We start from the raw sequence: 10,439 nt of genomic DNA, 5'->3' as shown, positions 1-10,439 counted from the left end.
GCGGAGAATCAAACGACATCGGAAGCAATCAAACGACATCGGAAGGAATCAAACGACTTCGGGAGGGAATCAAACGAGTTGGAAGATAATCAAACGAGTTGGAAGACAATCAAACTAGTTGGGAGGTGTGTTCTTTTATTTTGCCACAGATTACACGGATTGTACGGATTTTTTTGATTGACTTGGATTTGTGTGGAGATTGGGGAGTTGCTTGTGGAGGTCCTTTCAGTCACGGCGGACAGGGCTTCGTCAGGATGACAAGTTTGAGGATTTTGATTGTTGTCCCTCGACTGGCGCTCGGGATGACATGTGGAAATACTTGTGGAGTTGCTTGTGGAGGTCCTTCCTTCGTCAGGATGACAAGTTTGGGAGTTTGATTGTGTTTTCTTTTTGCTTGTGGCGATTGGTTTGACGTGGTGTGGAGGTGTTTCCAAGGAGCGGATAGATTGCTGTCTAGCCCCGATGGAGCCATTGTTTGAGCTCTTGGGCCTGCCTTTAAAGCAGGCACAAAGCGAGTGGCTCCAGCGGGAATATGGATTATTTTATGTAGGGTGTTTCGCTCCTGATATTATAAGATTTTATCTTTTTGGCTTGTGTAGAATTATATTACAATTGTTCTATTGCCATTGTTTCTTTCTTTGGAAGGAGGTACTGGAAGAGGACGGAGAGGATGATGGTGAGCATTGCCCCGATGAAGTTTAGCCATAGATATCCTAGTTTTTCGTCGCCACTTGGATAGATGTGGATGGCGAAATAGTAGATGAAAAAGATGGTGATTTGGCTGGTTACGGCTCCCCAGAAGATGGCTTGGGCTTTGACGTATTTGATGTAGAAACCGACTAGGAATATTCCCAGAACTGTTCCGTAGAAGATGGAGCCGATGATGTTTACTAGCTGAATTAGGTTTTCGAACAGTGTTCCTACGCAGGCGAAAAGAATGGCGATGATTCCCCAGATGAGGGTGAAGAACTTGGAGGCGTTTACGAAATGTTTGTCTGATTTTTCGGTTTTTAGGTTTCGTTTGTAGATGTCGATTACGGTGGTTGAGGCTAGAGAGCTGAGTCCCGAAGCGGTTGACGACATTGCGGCGCAGAGGATTACGGCCAATAGTAGCCCGATGAATCCTTTTGGGAGATAGTTGATGATGAAGTGGATGAATACGTAATCGGCGTCGCTGGTTTTGTCTTTTTTGTCGGCTTTTCCAATCAGTACTTTTGCCTCATCACGAATGCCTTTTTCCTTTTCGGCCAAAGCCATAATTCGGGATTTTAGGACTTTGTTTTCCCTGTCGATGTTGAGCTGGTTGGCATAATCGAGGGTTACTTGCTTTTTTTCTTCGGAAACTACTATGAGTTTTTCTTCCAGACTTTTGTATTCGGCAGCATAGGCGGAGCTTTCGATGTTCTTTTTGCTGTTTGGATTGAAGTTGATGGGAAGTGTTTGGAACTGAAAAAATACATAGACCATGACTCCCGTAAGCAGGATGAAGAACTGCATTGGAACTTTCATCAAGCCGTTGAAAACCAGTCCCATTTGGCTTTCACGAACCGATTTTCCTGAAAGATAACGCTGTACTTGGGATTGATCGGTTCCGAAATAGGAGAGTGCCAGAAACAAACCGCCAGTAATTCCGCTCCAAAAGGTGTAACGGCTTTCTGGATTGAAAGAGAAATCGATGATGTTCATCTTGTCGTTTGCACCGGCGATTTGCAAGGCATTGCTGAAGGTGACTTCTTCGGGCAGATAACTGATGATGAGATAGAAAGCAATGAACATCCCCGACATGATGATGAACATTTGTTGTTTCTGGGTTACGTTTACGGCTTTTGTTCCTCCTGTGAAGGTGTAAACGATTACAAGGGTTCCGATGACGATGTTCATCTGCGTCAAGTCCCAACCTAGGATGGACGAAAGGATGATTGCCGGAGCATAAATGGTTAACCCGGTTCCCAAACCTCTTTGGAAAAGGAATAGGATGGCAGCGAGGGAACGTGTTTTTAAATCAAAACGTTGTTCGAGGTATTCGTAGGCGGTATATACTTTTAGTTTATGGTAAATGGGGATAAATGTGTAGCAGATGATGACCATTGCGAGTGGCAGTCCGAAATAAAATTGCACGAAGCCCATTCCGTCGTTGAAGGCTTGTCCGGGTGTGGAGAGAAAGGTTATGGCGCTGGCTTGTGTGGCCATTACTGAAATTCCTACGGTGTACCAAGGGGTTTCGTTGTTGCCTAGTATGTAGTCGTTTACGTCCTTACTGCCTTTGGTTTTCCAAACGCCATAGAAGACGATGAAAAGGAGTGTGAGGATGAGTATGGTCCAGTCTAATTGCTGCATCGGCTATGAAAAGTATTGCATTAGGAAATAAAAAATCAAGATGTAGATGGCATTGGCCACAATGACCAAAGTGTAGTTTTTTTTCCAGGCCTTTATTTTTTTATCCTCCATAATTTAGTTGTTTTTTGAACCCATCGAAATCATATTCGCGAGTAACCTGTAAGCTCCCGGAACTCCAGCAGGTAATTCCCTGAAGAAGCTTAGTCCTGTGTAAATATAATATCCTTTTCCATAATTTGCGACTAATAGGGCACCGTTTTTTGGACTTTCGCCATTATCGTTGGAAGATAGGATAGGAGTGAAGGCTTTGTCCCATTCGTCTGGGTAATACAATCCTTGTTCCTGAACCCAGCCTGTAAAGTCGTTTGCGGTGATTTTGTTAGGGAAATTTAGAATTTTATGATTCGGTTGCAGGAAGCGTACTTCGGCATCTTCTTCGGTTACACGGTCCCTTGAAATTTTTAAAGGATAGGGAGCAAGTTCCTTGGTGACGAACTTCCCGGTTGTGTTGTATTGCACAATCATCGTTTTTCCTTCTTTTACAAAGTCAAACAAGATGGATTGTTTGAATTGGAGTTCTTCAACAGTATTGTAGGCACGGATTCCGACAATAACTGCATCGAATTGCTGTAGTTTTTCCATGGAAATATCAACTGGTTTCACGATGCTTACCTCATAGCCCATTTGAGCTAGATATTCCGGAACTTCATCTCCAGCACCCATAATGTAGGCGATTTTTTCGTTTCCGGTTTTGATGTCGAGTTTGATGAATCTTGCCGAAGAAGTTTTTAAAACCTGCTGGTTGGAGATGTGTTCATAGTTGATGATGATCTGTTCCTTGTCGAATGTTTTTCCATCGACAATCGCGATTGCCTTTGCATCGATTTCGCTTGCATTTGCAGATGGTGTTACTTCGAACGTTACGGTCTGTTCAGCACCTTTTCGGGTCATTTCAAACGGAATTTCTGCTGGAGATACTTTCCACCCGTTTGCAACTTCTAGACGCAGACTTCCTTTGACGTTATTTTTTCCGGCTTTAATCTTTACACCGATTGATTTTGATTTATTGTCGTTGAAGATTTTTACCTTGTCGGTAAAAGTAGTCGTCACATCCGGCACGATATCAAACGGTTTATAGACTTCGCCTTTTACTTCGTCGTTGTATTTGTACACTACAAAACGGTCATACGTTAAGGGAACGCCATTGATTGTAATTACAAATTCGGCTTTAATTTCGCGGATGATATCTGGAACTCCGATGTTTTTTTGTTCGTCTACTCGGTACATTCCAACAGTTCCGTCTTTTTTGAGCCAATAGGGATCGGTGTAGGAAGCATTTTGAGGAATGGTGATGTCAAGTTCAATGCTTTCGTTACTGTTTTTAGACAAGCTTTTATTCTGAATGAGTTCTTTTCCTTCGGGGAAAATTTTTACTGTAGAAAGTTCCAGTGGAACAGCACTTCTGTTGATGGCTTCCAATTTCAAATGAACGGCACTTCCTGGCGTTGCCTCTTGATTTTCGGCTACAGCCTCTAAAAACAAACCTGCACAGGAAGCAATGATGTCTTTTATTTCTTTTGATTTTAAGGCTTTCCAATGTTTGTCTTCGAGTTTCTGAATCATTGAATAGGCTTTTACCAATTCAGGAATGCTTGCCGATGGGTTTCTAAAATCGAAATTCTTTTCTACGTTTTGCAAAACTGTTCCAATGGCATTCCCGCCTTTGATTCTGTTCCAAGAAGTATCAATTCCTTCGAAAAGATTGTTTTTTTCTTTTGGAGCGTTTCCTTTGATCAGCTCCATATATTCCAAATCCTCGCCTCTGGTACCCGTGCTTCCAAAACCTTGCGATTGATGGCGGCTTCTGCTCAATGCGGCGATTTCCTGATTTGATTTTCCTAAGGATTGGTAGTAGATTCCTGTTGGTAAATTTACCAATGCGGATTTGTCGGCTTTGTCAAATTTATCTTTTCCTCCGTAAAACCAGTAGGAAGTATTGAATAGTAGTCGTTTTGGTTGCCAAGGTTGCACCAATTCCAACTGACTTGGATATATTTTTTTATCAATTGCAATATCAAAAGCTTCTTGTGCCAGCATTGCCGAAGAAGTATGATGTCCGTGTGTGGTTCCTGGCGAACGATGATCGAAACGGGTGATGATTACATCGGGTTGGAAGTTTCGAATTACATACACCATATCGCTCAACACCTGATCCTTGTTCCAAACTTTCAGGGTTTCATTCGGGATTTTTGAATATCCGAAATCATTCGCACGGGAGAAAAATTGTTCTCCGCCATCAATCTTTCTGGCTTCAATCAATTCCTGGGTACGGATAACGCCAAGCAATTCTCTTAATTCTGTTCCTATTAAATTCTGTCCGCCATCGCCTCTAGTTAGTGATAAATATCCTGTTCTGGCCTTTTGATGATTGGCCATATACGAAATCAATCGGGTATTTTCGTCATCTGGATGTGCAGCGATGTATAAAACGGAGCCTAAGAAATTGAGTTTTTGAATTTGGCTGTAAATATCTACTGCTGTTGGCTTTTTAGGTTGTTGGGCAACCGAATTTTGAAAACAAAAAAGAAGGCAAAGAAGAATTAAAATTGGAAACTTTTGCATTGATAAGGGTTTAATTTTGCAATGGCTTCAAATATACTAATTATATAAGGCTGTAGAATACTTTAAAATTTGTTTAACAATTGAGCATAAAAAAAGACCCGCTTTTGGGTCTTTCTTGTTTAATGCTTGTCTTTTCCATGTTTTTTATGATGCTTCCCGCCTGGAGCGTGAGGGTGAATTTTCTTCGGTTTTTTTCCATGCTTCATTCCAATTGTTTTTTGCGACCCGCCCTTATAACCTTTATAATATTTTACTTTATGCTCTTTGTAATGAATGTAAGGAGTTGGCCCATGATAATCGGTTAAGACTACTTTGTAACCGCTGTATAAATCATAGTGTCTGTGGTGATAAGGAAGTCGTGCTGCTCTGATCCATTTTCCATTACCGTAGTAGATAAATCGTGAAGCTCTAACATCATAATAAGCTTCTACATCAGGTAGATAATAATATTCTACAGCATCGTAGCCAGCCGGTCCCCAAGCCGGCGGAGATCCAACATTAACGTTAATGTTAACTTGTGCCTGGGATAAACTAGAAATCATCAAACCGATTCCTAATAATGCAAATTTTAGTGTTTTCATAGTTTTTATTTTTAGGATTAATAGTTTCAGTTGCTAAAGCCAACAAGTGTGCCAAAGGAATGGATTTAACAATATATTAAGTTTGTTTGGAGCTATTTATAGATGATCGTTCGCGGTTTCCCCAATTCGAAATCTTGAAAGCCAAAATCTTCACTTTGGAAGGAATTGGTTTTAATAATACCGCTTCCGTCTCCGGGAATACTTGGATAATAGGAAAAGGATATCTGAAAGGAATTAAAGACCAGAAAGTCGTTGCTAATAATCACACCTGCACCTACGGAGGAATAGAGCTTGCTCTGTGTCAATCCTACTTGCTCGGTTCCGAGCATTGCAGCAGTGAAATTAAAATAAGGATTTAGCCTGAAACCCCACAAATCCCAGGGAGAATAGAATTGTGTTTGCAGCGAAAGTACAACTTTCTTGGTTCCGTAAACAGCACTATTGAAACCTGGTATTCCAGCACCATTTCGTCCAAAATTTCCCGAACCAAAATTACTCTGGAAGTGGCTGTTTTCATTTATGGTCAGATAATCACCGTTTGAGTCGAGGCGATTGGTACCAAGGATTAATTGCGGTTTTATAAACTGTCTCATTTTCCAACGATCGCCCAATTGGATCAGATTGGTAAAATAATTGGCGGCGAAAGAAAAGGCAGTTTGTTCCGCTTTTGAATCCCTAAAAAAAGTCCCGTATTCAAAATTGGTACTCAGATAGCCCCATTTGAAGTAGTTTCCGTAGGCGGCTCTTGCTCCTGCATAAAGTCTGCCAACTCCGTTTTTGATTTGGTAACCGCTTGTGATGCCATAGATTTTCCCAACTGGTACATCCTCTACAATTCCATAATTAAAGATATATTCATCCTCGACGAACTGTCTGGACGAAATTCCGATTCCGGCCAAGTAGAACTTTTCATCTGAATAAAATTTAATGCTGTCGTAGACGATGCTTGGTGTCTCGCTATAATTTACATTCAGATATCTTCCGGCGAAAATTAAATTGGAGGTTCGGTCATCTTCAGTATTTCCTTTGAAAATCCTAAACGAATGTCCGCCCCAATAATCCTGGGAATTGTATTTAAAGTTCTGTATTGCATATTCGCCCAGGGGATCCTGCAAGGTGTCTTTCCTAAATATCTGTTCAAAGGCAACACCTCCTGCCCAACGTGTAAAAGGGGAGAAGAAGGGTCTTTCTATGCTGACACCCTTGCTATAATTATTGTCCAAATCATTCTCATAAAAAACCCTCGATTTAATGAAGGTATTCATAATATTCGGAACAGTATAGATCATCCTGTAGGCATTTTTACCGTCTTCGTTGCGGTTTATAAACCTGTTTGATAATTCATGTCCTGTCCCTAAAAAGTTACGTTCGGTAATTTCAATATTGGTTCTGGAAGTTGAGGCAGATACTTTAGGGATGATACTCCAGGAATCTAATGCTCGGATGTAAACGTCAACAGAATCTGAATTGGCGGCAACTGGTTCTGCCGTAATGATCACCTGCCTGATGTATCGCTGTGAACGTATCAAACGCTCACTTTCCTTTACTAAAAGAGAATCCAAAGGTTTGTTTCTTTTAATGAGGAGCAGGTTTTTTATGGCAAGAACTTTTGTCTTTACGTGAAAACGGTTACCTGTTCTTTCAGCCCAGTTTCTCGCTTTTTTTGTAGTATCGGATACTGAAAATCCAAAGGGATCGAGTGTTTCAATATTGATGTTCCTAACGATTTTCCCTTCGTATTTCTTGTAAACTCTCTTTTGAGGTTCTCTGATAGGATTTGCTCTTTTCTTTTCGGTAGGTTCAAAAACAAGCTTGTGCAGGAATTTTGTAAAGCCTCTTTTTTTGGAGTACTTTTCGATGTTTCGGTACATCGCCGCAGAATCCTTTTGTGTTGGTTTTACCTGCGCATAGCCCAGGAATGAGCAACACATCAAAAGGATAAGAAAATGAAATTTTGTATTCATTTGCAGCAATTAGAAAATAAGGGTTAGTGGCACCAACATCATCTCAAAAATAATGCATTTAGTATTGCCTTTAGCAAGATCAACAATCTGCCAAGTTTTTTTAACTAAATTAATTTCTAATTGCTTGAAAATGAAAGTTTATTTTGTACAAGTGTAATGATAGTATCATGCTCTATCGTCTTCAGGGGTTGGTATTTTTTTCATCACAAAACCAGAAACTGCTGCCTGTACACCCATTCCTAAAAGTTTCTTGAAGAAACCTCCAGAGGAGCCAACAACTAATTTCTTGGTAAGGAAACCGCTTGCGAGACCTACGCCAATTTTTAAAGCTTTGCTTTTAAAACTTTCGGAAGTAACGGTTTCGCCAATGGCCGAAACGCCTTCGCTAAACTTTTCCTTGATAATATTTACTGGATTCAAATTGTCGACAGTAAATTCAAAATGAGCTTTAAGCAAGCTCAATTCTGCTCTTCGTTGGTTTTCCAACTGTCTGATAGCCTCAGCCAGGGATAGATCGTCTTTAATTACTTGCATTTTTCTTTTCTTTAAAAATTTGATTAATGAGGTAATCGTTCATCTTGTCTTCCAACCATTTCTTTCTTACGATACTTAGCACGATTGCAAAGACCGCATAAAATAGGGCAAGAGCAAAAAAACCATAATAGGTTTTTCCTAATACTTCTCCTAGATACAATGCGAGTCCAACGGTTAGCAGCACAAAAAATAGGGCAAGCACAACCAGAATTGCGAATCTTGAAATAACTGTGGCAAAAACATCCGTAATCTTGTCTATAGCTTGCAACTTGTAAAGTTCAATGCTGGTTTTGGCGTATTGCTCTGCTTTTTCATAAAGCATTTCAACTAAAATAACTTTATCTTTCATGGTATCTGGTTTTAATTTTAAAAAAAGAATGTCCGGCAAGCATCCTTCGTGTACACTTACCGGACAGTTCTCATTTATCTTACGTTGCTCTCTACTGTCTTCTTAGCATCTGCAACAAGCTCTTTTCCTTCATTTACATAATTTGAAGCTTCGCTTTTAGCGCTTTCAAATTTTGATGTAATGCTTCCTACAACATCGTCGTATTTCTTCTTGATGTCGTCGATAGATCCTTTACCTTTATCGGCAATTTTTTTACGTGTGTTGGTTCCTTTATCCGGTGCGAATAAAATCCCTAAAATTGCTCCTGCGGCCAATCCGGCCAATGCTCCTAATACTACTTTACCTGAGTTCATATCTAATTGTTTTTAATTAATAATTTATTTTTAAAATGTCGCAAAAGATATAGCGGTCTTTTACTGTTTTTCTTTTTCAAATAGCAATTCTTCCCACCTTGTTATAGAAACGTATAACCTACAGTGAACTGGATTACTTGGTTTTTATATCTGATTGATGATTCTTCACCATCTGAATCTGTTTTGCTCATATCCCATGCAGCTCTTGCCGATAGAACAAAATTCTCTACTGTGAAATCAACACCTGCTGATAGTCCGAAAACTCCTTTTTTGTAGTTTTCATCATTGATTTCTTCTTCCTCTTCTGCACTGTATCCGTTAAGCTCATTTTTAGTGCTCAACAAATAAGAGAATTGTGGACCTACAAGGATCGAAAGATTTTCAATTGGCTTGATTTGCAAGTGAACCGGGATGTCAAGGTGTGAAGTTGTTCTTTTGAACTCATAATTTTCACCAAACAATCCTTCCGTTTCAGACTTGAATCCTTTTTGAGAAAACATAACCTCTGGCTGGATTCCTACAAACGTTCCAAGTGGAATAGAAACGAATGCACCTCCTGCAAAACCTACTTTACCATCGGCAACAAAATCTTCACCTTCCTCATCATAAACATTTGATAAGTTGATACCGGCTTTCACACCAAATTTAAAATTGTCTCTCGTGTCTGTAGAAGTACTAGAAGTACCATCTTGAGCAAAACTTGTTGAAGAAACTGCCATAGCAATTAACAGTAACCCCGATCTTAATATCTTTTTCATAGCTTTTTTTTTGTTTTTATTTATTGATTATTTATCTGATTCAAAATCTCTTTCGATTGATGTTGCAGTACTGTCTACGTCAGCCTTGAAAGCTTCCCAAGTATCAGCACTATAAGTAGTATACTTGTCTAATTTTGCTTTCAACTCGCTGTTTCTAGCTTCTAGTTTAGCAATTCTTTTGTTGTGACGCTCTTGAGCATCTGCAGATCCAGTGATTTTTTTCACTTTCAAATCGGCAATCTTTTGCTCGTTTTTGGTAATCTTTTCGTTGATTTCCATTTTGTAGTTTTCATACTCTTGGTTCGCCTCATTTTGTTCTTCGGCTACCTCTTGTTTTGCTTCCAAAACATCCTCTTGAGCATCTTCTACTTTTGCTTCGTTGTTTTTACAACTTGTTAACGATCCTGCAAAAAGCATCGCAACCATTCCTAATGTTAAAATTGACTTTTTCATAATAATTATTGTGTTTAGTTTACATTACAAAGATGCCACCCTTATCATCAAATTATGTTACAGTAATTTTTTTTTACTTTACAATATTTACATATAAATACTTACAAAGTCTTAGTTTGAAAGGGTTTTTAGGAATACTTGTGTAGAAGTTTGGTTTTGCACAAAAATGATACAGGTGTATGAAATAGTGGAGAAATCCTCGAAAAATTTGATTATTGGTACAGCTGTATAAGATTATGTAATTATAGACCAAAAACACAAAACCCGTTACAGCTGTACAAGGGGCAAAAGCACTTGCAAAATAGGGTTGTACAGTTGTACAAGGGGCAAAAGCACTTGCAAAACAGGGTTGTACAGTTGTACAATGGGCAAAAGCACTTGCAAAATAGGGTTGTACAGTTGTACAAGGGTCAAAAGCACTTGCAAAATAGGGTTGTACAGTTGTACAAGGGTCAAAAGCACTTGCAAAATAGGGTTGTACAGTTGTA

General features: G+C 39.5%; 11 protein-coding genes. 1 reads left to right on the top strand and 10 read right to left on the bottom strand.

Annotated features, from left to right (window positions below):
- Positions 1-125: 125 nt before the first annotated feature.
- Positions 126-377 carry a hypothetical protein gene (locus ACI6PS_RS16030; RefSeq protein WP_421013585.1) on the top strand — a complete coding sequence of 84 codons (252 nt, stop codon included), beginning with the start codon at positions 126-128 and terminating at the stop codon, positions 375-377.
- A gap of 229 nt (positions 378-606) precedes the next feature.
- Here the strand turns inward: ACI6PS_RS16030 and ACI6PS_RS16025 are convergent, their stop codons facing one another.
- The 10 genes from ACI6PS_RS16025 to ACI6PS_RS15980 all read right to left on the bottom strand — a co-directional run.
- Positions 607-2,337, bottom strand: a complete 1,731-nt coding sequence (locus tag ACI6PS_RS16025) for a sodium:solute symporter (protein ID WP_421013584.1) — start codon at positions 2,335-2,337, stop codon at positions 607-609.
- A gap of 114 nt (positions 2,338-2,451) precedes the next feature.
- The gene (locus tag ACI6PS_RS16020; RefSeq protein WP_421013583.1) at positions 2,452-4,959 is read right to left on the bottom strand and encodes a PIG-L family deacetylase; all 2,508 of its coding nucleotides are present in this window, start codon (positions 4,957-4,959) and stop codon (positions 2,452-2,454) included.
- 119 nt (positions 4,960-5,078) lie between these two features.
- Positions 5,079-5,540, bottom strand: coding sequence for a hypothetical protein (locus ACI6PS_RS16015; RefSeq protein ID WP_421013582.1), 462 nt, complete (start codon positions 5,538-5,540; stop codon positions 5,079-5,081).
- Between the two features lie 92 nt (positions 5,541-5,632).
- Positions 5,633-7,504, bottom strand: a complete 1,872-nt coding sequence (locus tag ACI6PS_RS16010; protein ID WP_421013581.1) for a hypothetical protein — start codon at positions 7,502-7,504, stop codon at positions 5,633-5,635.
- A 165-nt stretch (positions 7,505-7,669) separates the two neighbouring features.
- Positions 7,670-8,038, bottom strand: a complete 369-nt coding sequence (locus ACI6PS_RS16005; protein ID WP_421013580.1) for a hypothetical protein — start codon at positions 8,036-8,038, stop codon at positions 7,670-7,672.
- Complete coding sequence (locus ACI6PS_RS16000; protein WP_421013579.1) at positions 8,025-8,387, bottom strand: hypothetical protein; 363 nt, start codon at positions 8,385-8,387, stop codon at positions 8,025-8,027. Before ACI6PS_RS16000 ends, ACI6PS_RS16005 begins: the two co-directional genes overlap by 14 nt.
- Positions 8,388-8,461: 74 nt before the next feature.
- The gene (locus ACI6PS_RS15995; protein ID WP_421013578.1) at positions 8,462-8,740 is read right to left on the bottom strand and encodes a YtxH domain-containing protein; all 279 of its coding nucleotides are present in this window, start codon (positions 8,738-8,740) and stop codon (positions 8,462-8,464) included.
- Between the two features lie 101 nt (positions 8,741-8,841).
- Positions 8,842-9,498, bottom strand: coding sequence for an outer membrane beta-barrel protein (locus tag ACI6PS_RS15990; protein ID WP_421013577.1), 657 nt, complete (start codon positions 9,496-9,498; stop codon positions 8,842-8,844).
- Between the two features lie 27 nt (positions 9,499-9,525).
- Positions 9,526-9,951 (bottom strand): hypothetical protein, encoded by a 426-nt coding sequence (locus ACI6PS_RS15985; protein ID WP_421013576.1) that lies wholly within the window; start codon positions 9,949-9,951, stop codon positions 9,526-9,528.
- 267 nt (positions 9,952-10,218) lie between these two features.
- On the bottom strand, positions 10,219-10,439 hold a 221-nt coding region (locus ACI6PS_RS15980), incomplete at its 5' end, for a hypothetical protein (RefSeq protein WP_421013575.1).

It is taken from the genome of Flavobacterium sp. PLA-1-15 (assembly GCF_049060005.1).
In the GTDB taxonomy this organism is placed as follows: Bacteria; Bacteroidota; Bacteroidia; order Flavobacteriales; family Flavobacteriaceae; genus Flavobacterium.
The sequence above is the reverse complement of the archived record's forward strand: the minus strand, read 5'-3'. Positions and strand labels throughout refer to the sequence as shown.

What these genes read in the sequence shown, in the direction of transcription:
- ACI6PS_RS16025 (WP_421013584.1), bottom strand. Translation starts at nt 2,337, where the DNA reads ATGCAGCAATTAGACTGGACCATACTCATCCTCACACTCCTTTTCATC.
- ACI6PS_RS16020 (WP_421013583.1), bottom strand. Translation starts at nt 4,959, where the DNA reads ATGCAAAAGTTTCCAATTTTAATTCTTCTTTGCCTTCTTTTTTGTTTT.
- ACI6PS_RS16015 (WP_421013582.1), bottom strand. Translation starts at nt 5,540, where the DNA reads ATGAAAACACTAAAATTTGCATTATTAGGAATCGGTTTGATGATTTCT.
- ACI6PS_RS16010 (WP_421013581.1), bottom strand. Translation starts at nt 7,504, where the DNA reads ATGAATACAAAATTTCATTTTCTTATCCTTTTGATGTGTTGCTCATTC.
- ACI6PS_RS16005 (WP_421013580.1), bottom strand. Translation starts at nt 8,038, where the DNA reads ATGCAAGTAATTAAAGACGATCTATCCCTGGCTGAGGCTATCAGACAG.
- ACI6PS_RS16000 (WP_421013579.1), bottom strand. Translation starts at nt 8,387, where the DNA reads ATGAAAGATAAAGTTATTTTAGTTGAAATGCTTTATGAAAAAGCAGAG.
- ACI6PS_RS15995 (WP_421013578.1), bottom strand. Translation starts at nt 8,740, where the DNA reads ATGAACTCAGGTAAAGTAGTATTAGGAGCATTGGCCGGATTGGCCGCA.
- ACI6PS_RS15990 (WP_421013577.1), bottom strand. Translation starts at nt 9,498, where the DNA reads ATGAAAAAGATATTAAGATCGGGGTTACTGTTAATTGCTATGGCAGTT.
- ACI6PS_RS15985 (WP_421013576.1), bottom strand. Translation starts at nt 9,951, where the DNA reads ATGAAAAAGTCAATTTTAACATTAGGAATGGTTGCGATGCTTTTTGCA.